The organism is Burkholderia cepacia (assembly GCF_001718835.1).
Classification (GTDB): domain Bacteria; phylum Pseudomonadota; class Gammaproteobacteria; order Burkholderiales; family Burkholderiaceae; genus Burkholderia; species Burkholderia cepacia_F.
Genome location: NZ_CP013442.1, coordinates 161,394 through 184,170, shown reverse-complemented (window position 1 = coordinate 184,170; position 22,777 = coordinate 161,394). Strand labels below are relative to the sequence as shown.

Below are 22,777 nucleotides of genomic sequence, written 5' to 3'. Positions count from 1 at the left end.
GATGTGCGGGGGGTGAAGTCGTGTTGAATTCTGTGATGCCCTCGACCTGGCCCGAGTATATCCGAGGGGGTTGTCCTTCCGGTCGCGCATGGCCCGGCGGACGCCGGGCCTCGTCGGCGGCCAATGATCGCCGAGGGCCGACCAGCCTAAGCCAGTTGCTTGTGAAAGAAGGTCGTCGCGCAATACCTGCCGTCCGGCATCAGCGCGTAGTTTGGCACGTCCCCGACCCGTTGCCACCCCGCCCGCTCATACAGTCTCGCGGCATCGCTGCCGGTCACCGTGTCGAGCAAGAGAACGGCCTTGCCGGCCGCCCTCGCCGCATCATCCGCCGCGGCCATCAGGCGCGCGCCGACGCCCTGGCGTCTCGCGTCGCGATGGACCAGCATCTTCGCGACGTCGGCGCGATGCGGCTGGTTTTCGGGCAATGCGGTGATCAGTTGCACGGTGCCGACGACGCGGCCGTCAGCGCGCTCCGCAACGAGCAGGATTCGCTCGCCGCGAATAACGCCGTCGGCGACCTGCCGCCAGAACCGCGCGGCGGTATCCCGCGAGATCGGCGACATGAAGCTGACGGATGCGCCGCCCTCGACGCAGTCGATGAGCACGTCGGACAACGCGTCGATAAAGGTCGTCACCTCGTCGCCGCTCACGCGCCGGATGGTGATCGGTTCGGTCATTTTCTGCTCCGGGGTTCGTTGGCGGACAGGCTGCACAGCGCGACAGGTTGGCGAGCCGGACGGGCCGACGTATTGCGATAGCCGATCGGACGGTCCAGCTTCATCGCAACGCAATCGCCCGTTTCGTTTCGGCAAACGTGAATCAGGCCGACCTCCCGTTGTCCGCATGCGCGTCGTGTCCCAGCCGGTCCGCCCGGATCAGGGTAGGAGCGATGAAGATCAGCTTGCGCAAGCTGTTTTGTGGCCCATGCGGCTGCATGCGCAGATGCCCGCGCCGCCAGTGCGGCGACATTTCTCCGCCCGCGTGCTGCTCGATACGCGCCGGACCGACGATGATCCGGTTGTAGCGGCTCGCCAGTTGCCGCTCGATGCGCGACACCTTCCGGTTGCCAACCCGCGTCAGGCGCGCCATCGTATCGTCGCCGCGCATCTCGTCAATCCGAACCGCGCCGGCAGTCTGCAGATACAGCATCACCTTGATACACATCTCCATCGCCGGCTTCAGGTCCTCGGCCTCCAGCCTCCCCTCCCCCGACGAAGCACTGGCCACGTGAGCCATCAACGGATCGCGCTCGTCGGTAAAAATGAGCTGGACGATGATGGGCAGATCGCACCGATCGGGACGTGATGTCGTTTTCACGCCAATCGGAATGAACACCAGGTCGCGGCGCGATCCGACACGGGTGTCGAACACGTACACGCCAACCGTGGTGACCGGCGTTTCGATATGTGCCCAGAGCGCCGCGTCGACGGCTTCGGCCATTTCCGGGCCGAAGCGCACGAAGACCGCAGGCATCGGCAACCGGAACAGAGACGCCGGAACATCAGGGCCGATGTCCGTGCGAACGAGCCAATGCTGCAAAGCCGCCGTCGGCTCGATGACGGCGTGGGGTCTCGCGAGATAAAGGCCGGCGGCCATGCCCAGCGTCGCCAGCTTCTGCACTTCCCACTGCTGCAGGCGTTCGTGGCGCGCCGGGTTATGAACACGGATGGCCTCAACCAGCAGTTGCGTGAGCGCTTCTCCTGCCTGGGGCGGACCATAGTCGCTATCGGCGCACAATGTAAATCCGGCCGGCACTTCGCCGTCACGGCGCCGCAGTGCGTCCACCCAGGCTCGCCAGGCGGGAATGAGTCCGACCCGGGCCGCGCGAGCGGGTGGCAACGCGCGGTCGGTGCGCATCGTCGAGTCGACCGCCACCAAAAAATCCCTCGCGCGCCGGTCGAGCTCCCGGAACAGCATCTCGTTCATTGCACCAACTCCATCCTGTTGCCCAACACGACAATCGAGATTGGGTAAATCGAGCGCTTTTGTCATGTTTGGCCTGTTACAACCACCCTTGCGTCTTGACCGTGCGCGGATAGCGCCGGATTGGCCCGCCGACGCCCTCGTACAGCACCAGCCGCACCGCATGATGGAAGCACGCGTAGCGGCCGACGAATCGACTCAGCACGTCTCCGAACAACGCGACGTCGCCCGGTCCCGCGAACGCTGTGGGCTCGATGCCGACGTTGATGTTGACGATCCGCTCGATGCCGGCTCCCACGACCTCTTCCTCCTGATCGAGCCACACGTACTCGATCGCCGCGATGCGTCGCCGGTTCTCGTCCTGCCGCGTCCAGTCATACAGACTCAGCGCGCCGCGCAGCACGTTCGCGTCCATCATGTTCAGTTCGGACGAGCCGGCCGCATTGAAGTGCGAAATCACCCGCCAATCGTAATCGCCGCCGCGCGGCGGATAGAGCGGCATGGTCGGCGCGGTGAGGTTGCACACGCGCTCGACGCCCGTGAAGGCCGACGCCGGCGCGGTCAGCATCGATTCGCGCAGCGCCATGCGCGGCAAGCGCCCGTTGTTCGCCAGCACCCGGATCGTCACATGCTCATCCGGCAAGCTGTCGGGCTCATCCCATAGATAGCCGCCTAGCGTCACCCACATTTCTCGCTGCCCCGTTACGCCATGGCGGTTGAACGAGTGGTAGTAGCGCTCGGGCGACTCGTGGAACAGCATCCCGCCACGATGGCGGAATTCCTTGAACGACCGGTATTCGTGGCGCGTGGCACTGCCTGGATCAGCCGCCACGACCGACACCGCGTCGTAGGGTTCGACGTGCGCGCCGGCCGACGCCGGGGCGCGCACCGGATAGTCGCGGTCGTGCGCATTGGGCCGGATCGCCTGCGCATCCAGCTCGAACAGGTTAATCACCGGCGTGCAAAACAGGCGGACATTGCGCGCATCGAAGCTGACGTCGCCCGCGAGGCGTCCGTCGATTGCAATCTCGAACGCGATGCGTGTCTCTCCCGGCGGCACGCTTGCCGCGTCGAAGCCGCACAGGTCGACGAAATGAAACTTCTCGGGAAACGCGAAGTACTCCAGCAGCGTCTGTTCGCGATCGAGCTCGGCGTTGCGCGTGTCATGGTCGACGGGCCACAGTCGCGTATCGGGGCCGAAACCTGCCGCCTCGAAGCGCATACCCGGCCGCGGTTGCAACTGGCCGTCCAGCACGCCCGGCATGCGCACGCCAATCGACGTCACCTGCCGCGTAAGCGCTGCGTAGAGCGCCGAAGCAGTCGGACGGTCGCCATGCAGGAACAGACGGATGCGCGACAGATCGTCGAGTGCACGCTGCTCGCGATGGAGCAGCCCAAACGCGATACGGATAACCATGCGACCGTCGGCCAACACGGCCTGCTCCGCTTCGTTCACGTCGAGCGGCAACAGGCGCACCGGCTGGGTGGTGCGATAAACGCATACGGTGCCGTCCGGGCCGACTGGCGTCGAGCGCACCTGCAACCCGGCCGGCAACGTGTCCAGCACACGCGCCTCGCCTGTGCGCGGCACGCACTCCAGAATCGCCAGCGACGGAATCGTACGGCCCGCATGTGGCCACAGGTGGTCGATCAGCGGGTCGGCAATCTCGGGCAGTGCGTCGTCGAGCTTCATCCTGAAGCGGCTCGCGAGGAATGCGAATCCCTCGTAGAGCTGCTCGACACTGTCATGGCGCGCGCCGGGGGTGGAGAGGCCAAGCCGGCGGGCGCCCTGGGGCTGGGCTCGAGCGAATTCCTTGCCCGCTTCGCGCAGGTAGCGCATTTCCGCGTCGAAGTAACGCAGGAACGGATCGCTATCGTCGTGGACGTCTGTCGGCTGCGGGTTGCTGTTCTGGCTCATGGTTGCAGGTCCGGCGGCAAGGGGGGAAGGGATGGGAATGCCGACATGGCGCCAGCCTTGTCGACGACGAAGATCCGCTCGGGCATCCGGAAGCCGCGCAGCTTCAGCAGATCCAGCGGCCCGGCACCGACCTGCGCGCGCAGCACATAACGCAGCGGTTCGTCGGTTGGCGCGTTCCACGTGAGTTGATAGCGGGTGCTGTCGAGCGGCTTCACGTCGGCCTTGCCCAGCAAGCGCAGGAACGCCCAGTCGCCCGTCGCATCGAATGCCTGCCGCAAGCCCGCATCGATCGTCCGCCACGTCAGTCCCGCGTGCCCGTTCAAGCCGTTGCCGGGCCACGCGAGCGGCGTCCAGCTTTCCTGCTGGTTAAAGTAGACGATCTGCTTGCCGTCCACCGACAGTTCCGAGCGCGTCACGTTTGGCGTCGGCAGCGCCATCATCTCGAAGCGTTCGCTCGCGTCACCCTGCAGATAAAGCTGCGCGCCGACCTTGGACAACTGCCGGATGGCGCTCAGGAATTTCGGATCGAACTGCAGCGCCTGCGGCGCCAGTTCGTTCGGTACCCAGTAATCGCCCTCGAGCTTCAGCACGCCGGCCAATTGCGTCGACACGAAGCGCGTGAGTAGCCCCGAGTCCGGCCGCACGTAGCGCCCGAGTTCGGCGAAAGACGCATCGGCCTGCGTATCGAAGAACGGATAACGGCCGCTCATCGCCGTATTGAACGGCGCGGCAACGCTAGCGCGCCACGCTTCGTTCAGGCTCGCCGCGGCCGGCTGCAGGATGGTCTGCCACGCCGCTTCGAGCGGTCGCGCGAACACCGCGTCGCCGAAACCGGACCAGGCCGCGCCCAGACTCGCGGCCGTCAGTGCCGCGTCGTCGCGGGCCTGCGACAGTTCCGACAGCTTGCCCTGGAATACCGCCTGCGCGAGCGAGCGAGCCATCGCCTGCGCATCTGGACTGCTTGCGATCTGCTGCAGCTTCAGGCGCATTGTCGTCACCGCGGTCAGGTAGCGCGACAGGCTCACGCCGTTCAGCGTGATATTGGCCGCCACCGCCGTGTTGCCCTTGCCTCCGGCCGATACGGCGCCCGTGTCACCCAGAAGCGCGAGCAGCGGGCCGAACGGCTTGTCGAGCGGATTGACAGATGGCGTGTCCGCCTGCTCGGTGCTGCCGATCAGGCTTTGCGCCTTGCGCACCAGCGTGTCGGTCAGCGCCTGCGACGGCCGGCCCGCCTGCGCCTGATATTGCACAGATTTCATCAGCGCGATCAGCGGCGAGGTCTGCGCATCCGCCAGCCGCGACAACTGCTCGATCGCACCGTTGAGGTTCGGCGCCGATCGCCACTGCAGACTGTTGAGCATGCGCTGCCAGGCGGCCGTGTATTCGGCGAAGTAGCGCGCCCTCAGCCGCTGCTTGAGCGCGTCGGCCGCGCGATTCTCGCCGATCGTCGCCTCGGTCAGGATGGCGCCTTGGGCCAGCTTGCCGCTGATCTGCTGCGCGCCGGTCAGCACCCAGTCGCTGCTCACGCGGCGCTCACCGGATGCCCTGTCGATCGCCGAGGAGATCATGCCGTCCCACGCGGCGCGCGTATAGATGCCCGGCACCGTCTGCGATGCCGTGAACATCCCGTGCACGTCGGCGCCATTGAGCAGCGACTCGAGCGACGCGTCCGCGTACTTGCCCTTAACCTCGTCGAGAATGCTCTGATACACCGTATCGTCGGCCGACGCGAGGCCCATCTGCGTGACCAGCATGCTGCGGGTCGACGCCACGAGGCCGTCGTTCAATGCGATGCGCCATTCAGGATGCGCCTTCAGGTGATCGGCATAAAAACCGGCAAGCCGCCGGCCGGTGTCATCACGCTCACCCAGAGGCATCTCGACCGGGCGCGACCACAAGGACACCAGCATGCGCTTGAGGAATGCGGATTCGGCACGCGAGGGATCGCCCAGCATCAGGTAGGTTCTGAGCGCGTTGTAGGTGCTGCTGCGCGTGTCCTGCGAATCCAGGCTGTCAGCGCGGGCTTGTCCAGCCGCCTTGAGCAGGTCGCCGATTGTCTGCACGACGGGTATCTGCAGATTGCGTGTCGCGGCGATCCGGTACGGCTGCCAGAGTTCGGCCAGCACTGCATCGCTGCGCGAGAGACCCCCACGCAGATACCACGGCGCGCCGTACTGCTGGCGATATTCGAGCTTTTCCATCAGTTGTTGCAGTGCGAGCTGCGCGCGCCATGCTTGCGCCGTTTGCGGCCGAGCCTCGAGCGCCGCATTCGCCGTCGCGCGCGCTTCGCGGGCAAGCTGCTGGTTGCCGATGAACGAAATCGTCATCCACGCGCACCATGCGATTGCGGCGACGGTCAAGAACCAGGCCGCCAGATCGGGCCCATAGAAACCGACCCGCCGGCCGGTACCGCGCCGCCGCACTATTGCACCCCAGGCGGGCAGCAGCGCGGCGGGCTGACTCAGGAATACGACCGGTTGCGCCCCCACCGGCGTGCCAGCGGACGCTTCCGCCCCGGCTTGCTCGTCCGCGACCACCGGAATGGGCATCGGCATCGCGGTGGAAGTCTCGAATACAGGTGCGAACATGACGCCGGTCAGCGAGGAACGATGCCCGTGCGAAGCGAGCAGCGCATCCCAGCCCGAGATGATGGCTTCACACTTCTGGTCGATATATTGGGAAATCTGGGCCAGATAGGTGATCTGCGTTGGCGCGGCACAAAGTCGCACGCCCGCATCCGCCGTGTGCTGCCCGAGCGTGGCAAGCTGGTCGCGCAACACCGAAGCCGGCTTCGTGCCTCGGTGTGGCGGCCCGGGGAACGCGCCGATTGCCTCGAACGTCTCGGGGTGTCCGCCTCGGGCCGGCACCGCATGCAGGAACGTAACGGGCGCGGCCCAGCCGAGATCTGCCGCGAGCGTCGCCAGCACGCGCGGCAGTTCGGTCTCGCGTGCATCCGCATGGGTGACATGGACGACGTTGTCTATCGGACGCCGGCGGCGCAACTGCCGGATCTGGCCGCGCCATTTCCCCGCGTCGACGCCGTCCGGCGCGGCGTGCACAAGGATCGCGTCGGCAACGGGCATGACACCCGCGCGTTTCAGGCCCGGCGCGACATCCTCGATCAGCGAGTCCGCTCCGTTCACGAGCAGCCAAGGCGTCCGATAGCGCCACCGCCAGCCGCGCGTGGCGCGAAGTTCGTCGCACAGGGCCTGCAGGCGAGCGTCGCGTTTGAGCACCTTCTTCTGCTTCACTGCGCCCCCGCGATCGCCTACGTCGGCGCGAAACACTCGCCCGACGAGTCGATACGCTCCACCGAACAGCAACCCGACGTGCAAAAGCACCACCGCTACAAGCGCCAGGAATATCCAGATCGACGCGACAAGCCTGACCTCGCGCGTGCGCACACCAGGCAGGTCGACCTTGAACCACACCAGCGCAAACGCGGCCCCGGCAAGGATCAGTGCCAAAAGAATAGGGCCCCAGGCGAGCAGCCGGCTGGTTTCGGTCGATTCAGCCTTGGCTGCCCCGAGAATCTGCATGTTATTGCGAGCGTTCGTCATCGGGTTCTTCGTGGTTCTTTGGGGCGTTGACGTGCAGGATCGCGGCCTGCGCGTTTGTCGTTGACGACGGTGCATGGAGGATCAATTGCGTACCGGCGGCTGCCTCGAGCGCCGCCGCGACCGAAAGCCACCCGCCCGCTGCGCCGGCATGCCCGACGAGCGCGTCGAGCCGGTGCTGGACCTCTTGTTTCGCGATGCCTTCCAGGCCGACATCACGCAGCGCCGCGAGCAGTTTCGTGTCGTGCGAGCCGTCCAGCCCGCTGACCCACGCTGTTGTGACACCGGTCAGATCGGTGTTGCCCCAAAGCACACCGTTTTCCAGTACCGCGCCCAGACCTTCGAGGTCGTCGGTAACCGGACGGTGCAGCAGACCGAGCACGCTAACGGGTTCCGGCAACTGGAACACGCCCGGGCCGAGTAGTACGGCGACCGCGCCCTCGGTACTGCCCGGCGGTGGCGCGTCATGCCATTCCGCCGCGACGACCAGCAACGGCCGCTGTTCGCCTGAATCCAGCCACGCGTCGGCCACCATCAGGCCATCCGTGGCCGGAACGACCAGGCACTCGAGTTCCGGCAGGCCCGCCTGTTGCAGCGCCTGCCGGACCTGCTCCACACGCATATCGGCCGTCTCGGGGGGCGACAGCACGCGCACCGAGGGCGCATACCGCGGCCCGTATTGCGACAGAGCGAGCAGGCTTTCCACAAGCGGTACCAACGTTTGCTCAATCACATGCACGATGGGTGCCGGCGGCGCAGATGGAGCCGGTTCTTCAATCGGTGGGATGGTCTCGGTGATTCCAGCCTCGATTTCATCGAGCGGTTCGCCATCAGGTTCGTCATCAAATTGCGCTGGCTCGTCTGCATCTTTCGTTAGTACAGGATCGTCATCGGCAAAGCGGCTATGCACGACACGACCGGTGCCGCTACGCGGTGCGCGCGCTTCCAGTTGCGACGTTTTCGCGGCAAGCACGTCGTTGAGCGACTTGCCGTCCAGTGGCAGGCAGTAGCCGGCGCCGAGCACTTGAAGCGGTCGTTGCGCCGCGCTGATCCGATCCCGGAGCCACCCTGCGCGATGCCGATCGCGGAACAGCGCATGAAGGAAATCCGCCTCATAGATCGTCCGGGCGATGGCAAGCGCCGTGAAAAATACGGCGTTCGGAATGCCGAACAGGCAAAGCCAGAACTGCGTGCCGCGCGCGGGCGTGCCCGCCGGCCACAGCAGCAATACCGCCGCCGCGCCAAGTCCATTGCACAGCAGCCAGGCGAGCAGCCACGGCCAAAGGCGCGGGCCGTGTGCCGGATACGCTGATGGAAGGCCTGCAGGCGAAAGATCGACGGGCATGGTCAGCCGATGTGTACGTTCTGCAACGACGAGATCAGCCGGCAGCCACACGCACACCGATGCAGATGCATCGCCACGGGCTTGCCGTCCTGGTCGGGAAACGATTCGTCGCCCTCGTCGATTACGGTTTCGCCGTGCTGGTTGCAGAGTGCGGCGTCGCCCTTGCGCGCCAGCGGCCGGCCCATGAAGTCCATGGTCGAAGAGCCGCCGGTCACGTGGCCGCCGTGCTCAAGTTCGTCATATTGGCGAATAGGTGATCTCATTTATTTAGTCTCCCGCGTACATCATCTATTTTCCAAATCGAACAAAGAGGAGCATGAATTTTCGTTAAGAACGACCTTCTTGTTGTTTGCAATATCCCACACCCCAGGAAATGCATCATATGTGCATGACACGACGCCATTCGGAGCGACATATCGGCCGTCAGGAGATATTAGTGACGCCCCGGCCTCCCCACTTGCATTAAAAGCATGCACCCTTATCTGAGGTAGAGATTTTCCAGAAATGTAAGCACCATTTAGCATCACAACATTCCTCGAAGAACCGATATGTGCAACGGTTGCCAAATAGAGAAATGGCTGAATATTAACAAATTCTAGGGCAACATATATCTTTTTCCGCAGATTGATATCAGACAAAAATCCAACGCGATCCGGAATCAAGTGCACACGCACAGGAATTTCCGACCGGCAATTATCAAGGTCCGCTTTTTTAACGTACCCCCGATCAGAAACGATGACGGCAGATCGATCGTAGCTTGCAACTGCATAGATGGGTTTGGCATCAAGTGTGCACGAGCGGGTTACATCCGAATTAACCATCTTTATTTCTTTCCCTGTGACCTCGTAAAATTCGGCCGCACTTGCAATCCCGAAAAGAGATAAACTATTAATCAGAAAAAATGAAAAAAGTAGCGTCACATTCTTAAGAGAGGATCTCTTTCGCCGCCATAGTGTATTGCAGCAGCCGCTCATCATCTGTACGGCCCCCATTGATCACACATGTAACCTCATGAGAAATATTCATCTTTTAATTTCGAGCCCTTGACAAAACCCCTTGGAGAAAACCTGGAATCGTATCAGCCTCCTCTCTCGTGAGATTGGCCTCACCTTGAAACTCCAAGGAGAAGCAGGTTAAATCCGATCTATTCGGGCAAGTCACAAAATATCCCGGGATTTTTTGCGCCACGCCGTCACCAAACAAAGAATCAATGTATGCGATGGTCCCGATAATATTCGGATTATTAAAATCTCTTTGCCAAGCAACATGCCGGAAGTAACGCCCCCCCGAGTCTTCTTCTGCAATTTCTTCACGCGCCGTCACCCTCGCCTTCCCGTCATCTTCGAGCGAATCCGGCACAGGCGATTGACAGCCAAAGGACAAAATGGCAAACATTGGGCGATTTATCGGAACTATCTTAAGCTTAAAATAGATGCGGAAAATGTCTCCCTCCACACTAGACTCCGACGACTCCACTCTGCTAACAATTGATTTATCAAGAGAATATCCACATTGCTCTCGAAGTAGATTCAAGTTGTTCGCAACTATCACATCTTCTTTAGGTGCGGGATGAGCGACCACAACCCCATAAAATATACTCCCGACCATCCACGCAGAAAATATTGCTCTCATAGAATTTCCCGTCTAATAAAATTCTCCGGCCAGTCGCGAGGCTCCCCCGCTTCATCTTGAAATATGGCCCCATCCAGTATAACCATGACTGCATTAATGAATGCTGTCGATCGATCCACAAGCCCATTCATATTTGGCGGATTTTTCCCAGTGGCACCAGGATAATTGACTGATGCAGCACAATTAACAAAGGATTGGTTGTAATACCATACTTTAACTTGCGACCTAGTGTTAATCAGCCTCCTTTCATTGATGCAAGCGGTGTCGGCATATTTATTTGCACTATCAACGATTGGTCGATCACGGTTTTTCTTCGTCGGCCGAGACTTTCCAGGCCACACCCAGTAAGCACACGCACTATGACTTGCATGAAAAGATTCGCGACCAATCTGATTTTTCCATTGCATTTCTTGACTACCAGGCGGAATCAAAGGATTGCGCCCTAAAAATACAAAATACTTGTAGTAGTTGTTGTTTCCACCCCCCAAATCCCCATTCGGATTAGTCAGCTGCAGAAAACCTCTACCGAACCATCCTTTGTGCAGATCCGCGGCATCGTCACTTCGATTTCCTTCGGTAAGATACCGAAACCACCCAGTCTCCTGCGTTGCATTGCCAAAGAAGCACGCCTGTCTAATCGGGCTGTCAATCTTGAATTTCCTCAATGACCTATTTAAATCTGCTCCGCACATATCTATCAGGCTATTTGCAACTGAAATATTTGGCGACTCCCATACGCCGAGACTTGAAGAATTGTGTGAACCGGGTTTTCTGATAACCCATAGAGGAATCAATTGGAGCATTTCTTTTTCGCTAAGCCACCCACATTTCCTAAAATGCCGGATGAACGCTAGCGGATGGAAATACCATAGCTTTTTCCCGCCTGCGAGCGGCGTCTGGTCGAGAAACTGGAACTTCTTCAGGAAATCCAGGAACTTGCTGTATCCATCCGGGGCGGTGTCTGCCCGGCTACCGAAGTAGCCGTCCGGTTCGTTGAGCCCACCGTAGCGCTGATCGTTGTTGGCTGGGTCCCATTCGCTTGTCGCATGGCAGACGAAGCCCTTGAGTTGCGCCCGAACCGCAGTGCTTCCCTGCAAGTAGGCCGCCAGTTCCTCGTCCGCGTTGAGTGTCGCGTTATCGTGGTTGCCTAGGTAAAGATTCTCGGCGTCGTCCCCGACGAACTGACGGAGCCGATTCATCTCCCACAGCCCCCGTGGATCAACCGGTGCGTTCGCGGCATCGACCTTTCTCCAGCCCATGAAGAACGGGAAATCAGCATCCGACAGCTTCACAATGGCGCTCTGATTGATATCGACGTAGCCCATTCTGCCCGTCTCGTCGAACGGTACAGCGACATAGGTCGCCCGGGAATTTTCGGGCAGCGTTGGATTCTCCGAGAGAATTCGGCCGAAGCGGATCAGTTCATAACCGTCGCTGGGGCAAGTGGGGTACAAATCAGTCGCACGCTGATACAGGTTGTACTCGTAATCCTTGCAAGGATCCTGGACCACCTCCGGCGTCAGGAGTGTGAGCTTGCCCTGTCCGTCCGGGTCAAGGAACGCGCGCATGTAGCGCTGCCCCTTGTGGAACCACGCCTCGACGTACAGCGTGCAATTCGCGTCGAGCGCACCGCCTGGTTGACTCGGGAAGTGTGAGCTGTCCGCTTGCCTTGGCGGCGCTGCGAGAAACGTCGTTCCGCCCGGGATCACGAAATACGTGTGCCCCCAATAATCCGAGGACGTCGGCTGAGTCGGGTGCTGGTCGCCAAGCTTCGTCTCGCCGAACCACGCATTGAAATCCTCGTCGGTCATGAATATCTCGAAATGCAGGTGCGGGTACCCATGATTACACCCCATGTATCCGAGGATGTCTTTCCGGTAAACCTTTTTGCCGTGTCCCGCCTGCACACCGCCTGTGTCGGTCTCCAGCCACTCCGCTAGATCCGTCGGCGAGGAATTGGCCGGCGGCTCGGTTGTCCGTGGTCGGTCTCTGGCCAGGGTGCCGATGTCCAGCAGATGCATGTACAACGAATAGAACGTGATCGTCCGCCCGTCACCCGTGTCGGTAGTGTGCTTGAGCAGCACGAAGCCGTTGTTGCAGTTCAGGGGGTTACCCTGCTCGTCAGTTTGCCCGTCGGATATGGCGTTCTGGCTAACCCGGTAGGCAACGAGTTCCCCATCGGCAATCGCGCGCACCGGCTCATACTGCTCGTCCGGCACCAGATGAGCACCACAGTGCCAGCGCCGATCCTCCGCAATCGGATAGCATCCGTGATGCGCGAGCTCAAACTGGTCCACAGCATCCATCATCGGATCGGTCACCTCCCGGGCACTGGAAGTCAAACCCGCTGCTGGCAAGAATGGGGGGCTGATAATCATGACTTATCGCGACGAAAAATATTGATCACTGGTTTTCAAGGTGCTCTTGGGGAGAGCGGGTAACGAGATATTTTGGTTGCCAGGCCCCCGGAACACGAACGAGCCGGCCTTGATCTTGAACGCCCCCGGACCGATGAATTCGAACGTACCGTCCTCGATCTTGAGCGCGGCGCCGCCGCTGGCCAGCACGATCTTCTTGCGTGCGACCACCAGCACGTCCTCGTCCGCGCTCGCCAGCTTCAACTGCTTTGCGGCAGCCAGGTCCATCGCATCGCTCTGCGACTGGATTTCGACCTTGCCACGCGCGGCAAAGATCTTCAGGCCAAGCTTGTGCGCGCACAGTGAAATCAGCTCGCCGGCGGCCACGGTGAAGCGCTTGAGCACGCTCACGTCCGCGTGCTGCCCAGCCGTGACGATCACGTTCTCGCCAGCGGCCTGCTGGATCGACTTCGGTGTGACAAACGCCACCCCGGCCGGCGCGCTGGCCAGCAGCCCCGCGCCCTTCAACTGATCCAGCACGTCCATCAGGCTCGCCTGCGTCGCCTTGTCGGCTGGCGTCGCCCTGGCCTGGGTCGTTGCATTGACGAGGGCCGTCACACGCTGGATGGAGGCGCGCAACTCCCGGATTGCCGCAGCCATTTCGAGATGGGGGGCGCTCGGACTTGCCGAATCAGCCGACCAGAACAACCCCTTCGGCGCGCGCACCGTGCCCCAATGCTGGGTCGCCAGTTCAAAACCTTCGCCGCGCTTCTTTTTGCCGCTATCGACCAGATAGCCCATGTTCAGCGACGACTTCCCGAACACCGTCGCCAGCCGGATACCCTCGTGGTCTTTCAGATCCTCGAAGCGCAGCTTGTTGCCAAGCAACGGCGAACGGAACACCGTGCGGCTGTACCAGCCTTCCTTGCCGTGCACGAGATCGCGCCGCGCATAATCATGCAGGGCGCCAAGAATGAAAATTCTGTCGATATTCGATTGCGAGGCCGCGAGCCTGACTTCCGTGCGCGGAAGCAAGGGGATATGCAAGCCACCGCCGTGTGAGGCCGACGGGCGCAGCAGACGCAGCAGCATGCTGTTGGTGCCGCGCTTGCCGGTGTGCCGCGCGAACTGGAACCGCACCCGGTAGCGGCCGTGTTCGTCCAGCCATGCGTAAGGCAGATCGTCGCCCGATTCGATAACGCCAATCAGTGTGCCGCCCACCCATCTCCAATGCGTTGCCGGCACAAATTCGGGACGGTACGTCAGATGTGACGGGATCGCTTCGAACCGGTTGGTCACCGATTTCGCGCGGCCGCCTGTCGTCACCAGTTTCGTGATCACCATGCCATGCGGCGCCTCGGGCACCGTGTCGTTGGTCAGCCGCACGACCATTCCGGGCGTCATGCCTATCACGTTGCTCTTGCCGGTGATCTGCGTCTGCCGCGTCAGCAGTTCATCACGCCGCGCATCGACGAGCGCCTGCCCCTCTTCGATCGAATGGTAGTGCTCGTTGCTGCGATTCACGCTGCCGAACACTGAACGGTCGTCGTGAGCCACGACCGATTCGACCTGCAGCGGATCGTCCGGCCGGCGGTAGTCGTGATCCCAGCCGCGCACGATCTGCGGCACCAGCGCGCGCGTCACGCTCAATTCGAGCACGGCTTCGTGCCAGCTCACGAGACCCGAATGCGGCAGCATCGGCACCTCGAGCGCGCGCATGTAGCCGCGTGGCGAGTTGCCGAACACGAGCGTGTCGCGTTGCGGCCCGTCGCCTTTCTTCGCGTGCTTGAAGTAGTAGTAAGCGCCAGCGCGGCGAGCATGCCGATCCACGAAATTCGCGACCGTCTCCTCGTACATGAGGGTCTGCTCGAATTTGTGGTCGAGGCCCTCGAGCGCGAACTCGACGTCGTAGGATTCGAACAGATTACGGTCGACGATCGCATCGGTGAGCAGTTCGCGAACGGAGCGGTCGAGGAACACTGCCGAATCATGGATCGACTCGAGCAGCGCGAAGCGCGGCTTCAGATGCAGCTGATAGGTTGCCTCGTCCCGCGTCGTCTTGATCCGCGTCCACTGCGTGACGATACCGTGCACGGTGCGTGCGGTGTGAAGCACGGGGTCGATCAACCCCGGCAGGGACGGCACCGACGCGTGCTCGTCGATCGTGAAGGTCGCCGGCCGGCCGACGCAGGCCGCGCCGTCGATATGCTTGTCCGACGACGTGACCGTGATGTCGGCCAGAAATGGCGTATTCATCGCCTCCGTGAGCGTGAATTCGAATACCGAGAGCGGCGAGGCGAGCGTCGCGATCTCAAGGTGGAGAGGCTGGGTGACGATTGCGCTCGGGTGTTTGAGCACATCCTGAATGGTTCGCATGGCCGCCGTTGCATGATCGGTTACACACACCGGCACGCCCATTTTCCGTAACCTTATGGATACGATGCCGTCATATTTTCCCGAGTTAAGCAAATCTTCATAACAAAGTCCACGAGATTAATATGAGATAAGAAGAATTAACATTTTTTTGCACAAGTGAACAACTTCGATTTCCTAATTTGATGATTACACTTCTGCTGAATCGACGACATTCCAGCCTGTAGAACAGCGAAAGATTCACGACCGCACGCGCGGACGCGCCAAGAGGCCTGCACTCGATCTCAAGCGATTCTTCCCTGCAAGACGTTCGCACAAGTTTCCATGGGACTCTTTCCGACTGAGGATAGATCCGCATCAGACAAGTCAGAAATTAAAAGAATTGCCTTTCGGCAATGCGAATTTGATTGATAGGCTCGGACACGGTCGCGCAGTCGGGCCACGAATTACGAGTGGGCCATCCCGAAGCGATTCGAAAATTTCCCGATATCGAACGATTCCATATCGTCATCGCTTCCCGATCTCGCATCGCTGACCGGGCTGCATGCGTGGTACGCTGGCGCCGGTCCATTGCGTCTCCACAAGGATTCCCGATGTCAGAAACCGCGCCGATCTTCAACCGCGTCCTGCTCACCAACGACGATGGATACGATGCACCGGGCCTGAAGATACTCGAACAGGCCGTCGCGACACTGGCGCGAGAAGTCTGGGTCGTCGCGCCCGCCGAGGACCAAAGCGGCACGTCTCACTCGCTGAGTCTTCATGAGCCGCTCAGGGTCCATCACAAAGGCGAACGACGGTTCGCGGTGCGGGGCACGCCGGGGGATTGCGTCGCCGTGGCAGTCGGCCATCTCATGGAAGACGCCAGACCCGATCTGGTGCTGTCCGGCGTGAATCGCGGCGCGAACCTCGGCACCGAAACGGTGTTCTCCGGCACGGTCGGCGCCGCGATGACGAGCATGCTGGTCGGCGTGCCGGCCATCGCGCTGAGCCAGGCGTTTACCGACCGCGAGTCCGTTCCATGGAACACGGCGCTGGAACACGCGCCGAACGTCATTCGTCAGCTCGCCGCGCTCGGCTGGGACAGCGACGCGTGCCTCAACGTGAATTTCCCCGCGATTCCGGCAAAAGACGTCGGACCGATCAGGATGACGAGCCAGGGCGCCGGCGTCCTCCAGGGTGTCGACGTGATTGCGCGCCGAGATCCGCGCGAGCTCGACTACTATTGGCTCAAATTGAGCAGAGCGCCGCGCGAGGATGCGGCGGATTCGGAAACCGTCTCGCTCAGGGCCGGACACGTCACCGTCACGCCGCTGAAGTTCGAGCGGACCCATGAGCATGCGCTGTCGGGCCTGCGTTCCCGACACCTTGCCGGTGAGCAAAAGACGAGCGACGATCCGACGTTTTGAATTCCCTGTCTTATTCGACGGCAACGTACGCAGCAGATCCTCGTTCGGTCGCGCGATCCGAGAAGTAACGAACCAGGAATTGCCCGCGGCGGAGCAGCGCAGCCGCCTGCACGGCGGACGGCGAACCGCACAGGTCATGCTTGACCGCGACAGCCAGCGCCTGTCGCACCAACCGCATATCGCCGCCGTTCTTTGCTCGGCGAAGGATGGTGGCGAGCAGCAATGGCGAGACCCGATCCTGTTCATCCGGCGTGAGCGTGTCGAACAGCCGTCGCCACGGAAGCGTTTCGGCCGCGTCGCCGACGAGATCGATCAGGGCGGCCGCCGCGCCCCGATAACGCCGATCCGCGGACACGGAAACGGTTGGCGTGCCGCCGCGTCGCAAAGCCAACGCGCACAGGAATCCCATCACATAGTTTGCGTGATACGACGTCACGAGCGCATATTGCCTCTGCTCGTCACCCGTCAGCTCGTCGTATTCGGCCGCAACGAAGTTGTAGCCGGGCAGAAATCCCCGTTCATCCGCCACGGCGGTGAGCCGCCGAAACGCGAATACGGCCGTGGGGCTCCATGGCCGACCGAGCATGGGCCATGTCAACAGCACCTCCGCCGCGAGATCCAGGTCGTCGGTGTCGAGCGCGAACGCAAGCGCGGTCTCGGCATCGAGGACAATCGCGGACAGCTTGCGCGGCAGCCTCGGACGGCGATCGCCAAAATCCGTTGCATACATCAGCGCATGCGTGAACGCATAAACGTCGAGCCGGCTCGAACCGAACGCGTCGAGCGCCCGGCCCAGCATCGATTGAACGAGAAGCGCTCGCTCGCCATGATCGGGCCGATGCGCGACACCCCACAGGCGGGCAAGCCACTGCTGTTCCAACTGCCGATGCGGCAGCCGTTCCGGGCCCACCGCCGCGCCGCCGGCGTGGCACAGCGAAAACAGCTGGTCGAGCTTCACATCCGGATAACCCAGGCGGCCGAGAATGATGTGCGCGACCGCATGTTCCAGCGCCCGCCCCGGATCGACGCATAGCGCGCTCACCACCTGCTCGCTCCTCGCGAAGCGATGGATCGGGCCGATGACGGCGTCGACGCATTCCGATATTCGCCGATCGTGATTTGCCGCCCCTTTCGCGCATAAAACGAGCATCGCGGATTCCGCGACGATCTTGTCGCGGCAGGTTGCCTGAAAACCCGGAATGCCCGGATCGCCTCCGCGCGACGGCCGCGCCTCGTCGATCGACGCAAGCATCCGCGCGGCAATGTGAAGGGCGTTGAGGACTCGCCCGACCAGGTCGGGCGAGCGAGCGTGCTCTCGCATCGTTCAGGTTTTCAATTCCCGCTCGGATACGCGCTCGACGAATTGCTGTTGATACGGTTCGGGCGGGATGCAGAAATCGATCAGCCGCCAGTTGATCACCAGCCCGATCGCGTCGCCGGTGGCGGCCGCTCGAGGGCCGAACTTGGCAATGATGGTCCCCAGCGCGTCGAAGTCGACCGCATTGCTTTCGTTAAGCGCACGGACCACTTCCGCCTGCAGCTCTGTTCGCTTCGTCATATCACCTCCAATGTAGGCTGATGGCCGATGTCGCGGCGGCAATCCAGTCACGAAAGAACGAGCACCTTCATCTGGCTCGGCGACACGCCCGCGCCGCTGGCGTTGCCGGTATTCTGCAGCGTCGGATCGGTCATCCGGGTGACCGGGCTGCCGGACAGGATCACCTTGCCCGACCCCTGCGGATTGCGGGACGTCCCCCCTACCGTTCCCGACGCGACGCCGCCCATCGCCCCGCCTGCGTCGCCGCTCGACGACGGAACGATCGTCGCGGCATTGTGAGCGGGGCCGCCGACCAGAATCACGTTCGGAACATTCGGCACCGCGCCGGCACGCTGCGCCTCGTTCTGATACGCGACAGGCGTGCTCGCCGGCGGCGTCAGGTTGACGCTCGTCGCCATGTTCTTGCCGCCCGCACTCGAATTCGCAAACATGAATACGTCCTCCTAACCGAGATGGATCTGTCCGGCATCGATCTTCGAAAGCTGCGCGGACGTGATCAACGTGTTGTTCGCATGCAGCCGCATGGTCCCGGTCGCCGCATGATCGACATGCGACGCGCGCAGGTGCTCGACGGTTTCCACCGTGCGGAAGCTGCTGCGGCAGGACTGGACGACGCGGTCCATCACCATCTCGAGAATCTTGCCGATCAGCCGGATCTTGCCAACCCTGCCGTGGAATTCCACGCTCGTCATCGTCGCCCGCTCGGACGACAACGACGCCTCCTGCGCCGACATCGCGAGCCGCGCCGTCTTGATCGACACGTGCTCGCCGCTTCGCAGCAGGAGCGCATCGCGGCTCTTCACGCAGACGTCGCGCGTCGACTCCAGCACGAGATCGCCGTCGACGACGATGTGCACGCCGTCCGCGTCCGGACGCTCGAGGATCGCGGTCACGTACGTCACATGCGCGCCTCGCTCGTCCGCTCGCGAAATCGCGACGCGATCGCCGGGCCGGGGTTCGACAAGGCAACTGAATGCGCGCCGGCAATGCAGCTTCGCGCCGTCGCATGCCGCGACGAACCTGCCGTCGGGCAGCACGTCGACGATCGTGGCCACCGTTTCCGGCGTCGCGGGCGAAACGCCGGCGGGCCGTTCTGCGACTGTTGGATGCATCTTCTCTCCTTCGAATCAAGACGGTTCGAACGCGTCACGCCTACCGATCGTCGCGCTCGCTGCGTTCATCCCGGCGCCGCGACCACGCCTGCGCGTCGGCCAATTCCTGATCGCGCTCGATCGCGCCGGGATGCGCGCGCCACGCGATATCGGGCGAAATCGCCCCATGAAAACCGGTCCTTGCAAAGCACGCGTCGTCGAATTCGGCCCCGGTCAGGTTCGCATACGAGAAATCCGAACCCTCGAGGCTCGTGCGCGAAAAGCGCGTGCCATTGCATTGCGCATGTTGAAGCACGGCCCGGTCCAGTTTCGAGCCGCTGAAATCGACGTTGCGGATATCCGCCTGAACCCAGATGCTGTCGCTCAACGCGGCGTCGCGGCAGGCCGCGCCCTGCCCGTCGGCCTCGTAGAAAATGCTGAACGGCGCGTCGACGCCGTCAAGCCGCGCCCCCGACAGCTTCGCGCCGTGGAAATTGCAGTACGCGAGATTGGCGGCGGTGAAATCGGCATCGCGCAGATCCGCGCGCACGAACTGGCAGCGATGCATCCGCTGGCCGCGCATCTGCTGGCCGACCAGACTGGATTCGGCGAAGACCGTGTCGTGGAAGCTCGCATCGGCCAGCCGCAATTGCGTCAGGTCGAGCTGGTAGAAAACCGCCTTGCGCACGTCGGCCCGCGTGAAATCGGCGCCCGCGAGCCGCGTCTCGCAGAACACGGCGGCTTCGATCCGCCCGTCATGAAACCGGCAATCACTCAGGTCGCTCCTGATGCAGCTGAATCCGTCCGCCTGCGCGCCGCTGAAATCCGTACCGGCGGCCTGCGTCGCATTCATCACGCAGCCGTTCAGATTGCCTTGCGCGACGCAGACGTCGTCAAGGCTGCATTGCTCGAACACGCAGTTCGACAGGTCCGCCTGCGTCAGGTCGACGCGTTGAAACCGGCATCCGTTGAACACGGCGTCGCCGAACCGCGCGCGCGTCATGCCGGCGTTGACGAGGCTGACGCGCTCGAACACGCCTCCGGAAAAGTCCAGCGCATCGTAACGCGCCGAATCGATCACGATATCCCGGATGACCTGACCCTGGCGGATCGCTTCATGCAACTGTGCTGCGCTCGTTCTCATGTGCGTTTCTCCGCCAATGGATACCGCATGGCCTTATTGAGGTAAGCGTCGTCCCAGCGCGTGTCGTCGTCGGCCAGGATCTGCGCGAGGTTCGCGCGAAACAGGTTGGCCCGGCGCAGGTCGGCGCCGTCCAGCGTCGAGCGCCGCATGAATGCGCCGATGAGGTCGGTGTCGCGAAGGTCGGCTTGCGTGAAATCGGTTCGCACGAGATTGCTCCCTTCGACTTTCGCACCGCGAAGTCGGGCAGCGCTCAGGCATGCGTCGGTAAAGTCGCAGTTGCTGATGTGCGCGCCGCCGAAATCCGCGCCGCCGAGATTCGTTTCGCGGAAATTGACTTCATTCAGCATCGCGCACGAGAAATCGGCGCCGCCCAGGTCGCAGTGCCGGATGAAGCAGGCCTTGACCACGCGCGCGCGATCGAAGCGAAGCTGCCCGTTCGCCTGCGTGTCGACGATCCCGAATCCCTCGATGTCGGCGGCCGAGAACCGGACGTTGACGATCGAACAGTTCATCAGCAGCATCTTGCGGATCGTCGCGCCCGAGAAATCCACGTCGTCGAAAGACTGCTCGATGAAAATCAGGTTGCGCAGCGTCGCGTGACTGAAATCGACGGCGTGGAAACGGCATTCGCTGAATCGCGTGTTGTCCAGCACGCCGCCGTTCAATCTGCACTCGCGCCATTGAACGCGCTCGACGATGCCGTCGCTCAGGTTGGCCCCGGCGAAATCCGTGTGGTCGCACGCCGCGAGAGACAGGTTTGCGCCGGTCAGGTCCGCATTGCGGAACGTCGTCCGGTTCAGGTTGGCGCGCACCAGCACGGCATGGTTCAATGCCGCGCCAGTCAGGTCGGCGTCGCTCAGATCGGCGTTTTCAAGCATCGCGCCGGAAAGCCTTGCGCCGCGCAGATCCATCCTGGAAAGATCGACGCCGGTGAGGTCGGCGCCCTCCAGCGATTGTCCTGCAGCGACAGCCGCGGCGACGCGTTCGCGATGCGGTCGCGACGCGGCCGCACTCAACCGGTCCGGCGCCTCCTGATGATGCGCGGACTGCAGGTACAGCTTGCGCAGGCTTGCATCCGCGTCGTGCTGCATTTGTTGCATGCGTGAGCGACCGGCCGGTCCGGCTCCGTCATCCGGCGCGGCAATGCGTTCCGGCGGACCGCGCCGCGCCGCCTTTGCGATTGCTTCGTTTGCCGAAGCTTCTTCGCGCAATTTTTCCAGACGGGCGCGCTGCGCTTCAGCCTCCGCCTCCTGACGTTCGACGAACTCGACCAGCTGGTCGGGACGCGGTTCCTCGATCACGCGGGCGTCCGGGAAAGCGCTCAACTTGTCCTTCAGGATCTGCTGCCTCACGCTTTGCGACGCCGCGCCGGACATCCCCGGTAATCCGGGCGACAGATAGCGCTCGGGCAGCAAATCCTGATCACGCAGCGCATAGAGCGCGGCCTTCTCGTGCCGGGTTCGCCAGTCGATCACCTGGCGATACCAGTCGGCCGGCCTCGGCTGCCCGCTCGCATCCGCGCCGAACAGCAGCGCGTCCACGTCGCTCGCGTCGAATTCCCGGACCGTCGTGACGCCGTGGTAGATCATCAGCACGCGTTCGCGGTGCGGGATGAACCATGCGGTCGTCAGGCGCATCGGGATTTCCTCGGGCGTGTCGCTGCCCGCGCGCACGATGAACGACCGCGCGCGCAGCGCCGGCAGGTGTCCGGTCAGCAACGCGTGGTCGGGATGCAGGTGCACCAGTTCGTAGGCCGCGCCGTCAGGCCATTCGTCCTGTTCGATCCATTGCTGGTCGGCCGGCGCGATGTTGAAGTAGCGCGGGTCGAGCGAGCGCGGAAAGCCCGGGAAGTCTTCCTCCAGCCATTGCCGGTCGTGTTCGCCATACAGGCTCGCGCGCTGCGGCCACGCGGCGTCGATCGGGCAGAAGCCTGCCGGCGCGGGGCGCTGGTCACGGAAGCGCATCGGGTCGTGCGGAGATTCGATGTTCGGCAGAAGGTGCACGGCGTCATCGGGCATCGCGATGCCACGGCCGCGCGGATTGTCGGCGCAGCCCACGCCGCCGTAGGCGAGATCCCAATCGAGCTTCAGGCGCTCGAATGGCTCCGGTGCGGTGATGCGCGAGCCGTCCCATCGACGATCGCCGGATACTCGCAGCCGCTTCTCGATGCCGTTGAAATGGACGCCAACCTCGCAGGTCCCGCCGCCGTTGCCGTACGCGTAGCCGGAGACGAGAAATTCCGGATGCGCTTTCGGCAACGCCATGTCGAGCGTGTAGTCGCCCAGCTCCTCGCCGGCCAGACTCCAGAGCTCCGTATCCATCAGCAATTGCGGGGCGTCGCCCAATGTCGCGACCATCAGCGCCGCGATGCCGAGACGCTCTTCGCCGCGCATCCGGTAGAGGCGTGTCAGCGGGCTGAGCCTGAGGGGTTTGATGATTTTCATTCGAAGCGCGGGTGCTTGTGGGACAT

At 62.5% G+C, this 22,777-nt stretch carries 17 protein-coding genes; 1 reads left to right on the top strand and 16 read right to left on the bottom strand.

Annotated elements, in window-relative coordinates; all coding sequences use genetic code 11:
- Window positions 1–146: 146 nt before the first annotated feature.
- The 10 genes from WT26_RS00585 to WT26_RS00550 all read right to left on the bottom strand — a co-directional run bounded on the left by WT26_RS00585 (window position 147) and on the right by WT26_RS00550 (window position 15,108).
- On the bottom strand, window positions 147–677 hold the full coding sequence (locus tag WT26_RS00585; protein WP_069269473.1) for a GNAT family N-acetyltransferase: 531 nt from the start codon (window positions 675–677) through the stop codon (window positions 147–149).
- 142 nt (window positions 678–819) lie between these two features.
- The gene (locus WT26_RS00580) at window positions 820–1,926 is read right to left on the bottom strand and encodes a hypothetical protein (RefSeq protein ID WP_059799910.1); all 1,107 of its coding nucleotides are present in this window, start codon (window positions 1,924–1,926) and stop codon (window positions 820–822) included.
- Between the two features lie 76 nt (window positions 1,927–2,002).
- On the bottom strand, window positions 2,003–3,763 hold the full coding sequence (gene tssF, locus WT26_RS00575) for a type VI secretion system baseplate subunit TssF (RefSeq protein WP_069269702.1): 1,761 nt from the start codon (window positions 3,761–3,763) through the stop codon (window positions 2,003–2,005).
- A 74-nt stretch (window positions 3,764–3,837) separates the two neighbouring features.
- Window positions 3,838–7,401 carry an ImcF-related family protein gene (locus WT26_RS00570; protein WP_069269472.1) on the bottom strand — a complete coding sequence of 1,188 codons (3,564 nt, stop codon included), beginning with the start codon at window positions 7,399–7,401 and terminating at the stop codon, window positions 3,838–3,840.
- Entirely contained in the window at window positions 7,382–8,743 is a 1,362-nt protein-coding gene (locus WT26_RS00565; RefSeq protein ID WP_069269471.1) for a hypothetical protein, read from the bottom strand. Before WT26_RS00565 ends, WT26_RS00570 begins: the two co-directional genes overlap by 20 nt.
- A 2-nt stretch (window positions 8,744–8,745) precedes the next feature.
- On the bottom strand, window positions 8,746–9,006 hold the full coding sequence (locus tag WT26_RS00560; protein WP_069269470.1) for a PAAR domain-containing protein: 261 nt from the start codon (window positions 9,004–9,006) through the stop codon (window positions 8,746–8,748).
- A 21-nt stretch (window positions 9,007–9,027) separates the two neighbouring features.
- Window positions 9,028–9,735 carry a hypothetical protein gene (locus tag WT26_RS36980; RefSeq protein WP_155123021.1) on the bottom strand — a complete coding sequence of 236 codons (708 nt, stop codon included), beginning with the start codon at window positions 9,733–9,735 and terminating at the stop codon, window positions 9,028–9,030.
- A 37-nt stretch (window positions 9,736–9,772) separates the two neighbouring features.
- A complete protein-coding gene (locus WT26_RS36975; RefSeq protein ID WP_155123020.1) occupies window positions 9,773–10,375 on the bottom strand; it encodes a hypothetical protein in 603 nt (200 codons plus the stop codon).
- The gene (locus tag WT26_RS00555; protein WP_069269469.1) at window positions 10,372–12,753 is read right to left on the bottom strand and encodes a M23 family metallopeptidase; all 2,382 of its coding nucleotides are present in this window, start codon (window positions 12,751–12,753) and stop codon (window positions 10,372–10,374) included. Before WT26_RS00555 ends, WT26_RS36975 begins: the two co-directional genes overlap by 4 nt.
- A gap of 3 nt (window positions 12,754–12,756) precedes the next feature.
- A complete protein-coding gene (locus WT26_RS00550) occupies window positions 12,757–15,108 on the bottom strand; it encodes a type VI secretion system Vgr family protein (RefSeq protein ID WP_069269468.1) in 2,352 nt (783 codons plus the stop codon).
- Window positions 15,109–15,698: 590 nt separating this feature from the next.
- Here WT26_RS00550 and surE point away from each other — a divergent pair.
- Window positions 15,699–16,514: a 5'/3'-nucleotidase SurE gene (gene surE, locus WT26_RS00545; protein ID WP_069271971.1), complete on the top strand. Its 816-nt coding sequence runs from the start codon at window positions 15,699–15,701 to the stop codon at window positions 16,512–16,514.
- Window positions 16,515–16,524: 10 nt separating this feature from the next.
- Here the strand turns inward: surE and WT26_RS00540 are convergent, their stop codons facing one another.
- From WT26_RS00540 to WT26_RS00515, 6 genes are all read right to left on the bottom strand, one after another.
- Window positions 16,525–17,766, bottom strand: a complete 1,242-nt coding sequence (locus tag WT26_RS00540; RefSeq protein WP_069269466.1) for a DUF6895 family protein — start codon at window positions 17,764–17,766, stop codon at window positions 16,525–16,527.
- A 72-nt stretch (window positions 17,767–17,838) separates the two neighbouring features.
- Entirely contained in the window at window positions 17,839–18,072 is a 234-nt protein-coding gene (locus WT26_RS00535; RefSeq protein WP_010094708.1) for a hypothetical protein, read from the bottom strand.
- A gap of 47 nt (window positions 18,073–18,119) precedes the next feature.
- Window positions 18,120–18,503 (bottom strand): DUF4150 domain-containing protein, encoded by a 384-nt coding sequence (locus tag WT26_RS00530; RefSeq protein WP_059529696.1) that lies wholly within the window; start codon window positions 18,501–18,503, stop codon window positions 18,120–18,122.
- 12 nt (window positions 18,504–18,515) lie between these two features.
- A complete protein-coding gene (locus WT26_RS00525; protein WP_069269465.1) occupies window positions 18,516–19,184 on the bottom strand; it encodes a DUF3540 domain-containing protein in 669 nt (222 codons plus the stop codon).
- 40 nt (window positions 19,185–19,224) lie between these two features.
- On the bottom strand, window positions 19,225–20,307 hold the full coding sequence (locus WT26_RS00520; RefSeq protein WP_069269464.1) for a pentapeptide repeat-containing protein: 1,083 nt from the start codon (window positions 20,305–20,307) through the stop codon (window positions 19,225–19,227).
- Window positions 20,304–22,751: a DUF2169 family type VI secretion system accessory protein gene (locus WT26_RS00515; protein WP_069269463.1), complete on the bottom strand. Its 2,448-nt coding sequence runs from the start codon at window positions 22,749–22,751 to the stop codon at window positions 20,304–20,306. Before WT26_RS00515 ends, WT26_RS00520 begins: the two co-directional genes overlap by 4 nt.
- Between the last annotated feature and the right edge of the window lie 26 nt (window positions 22,752–22,777).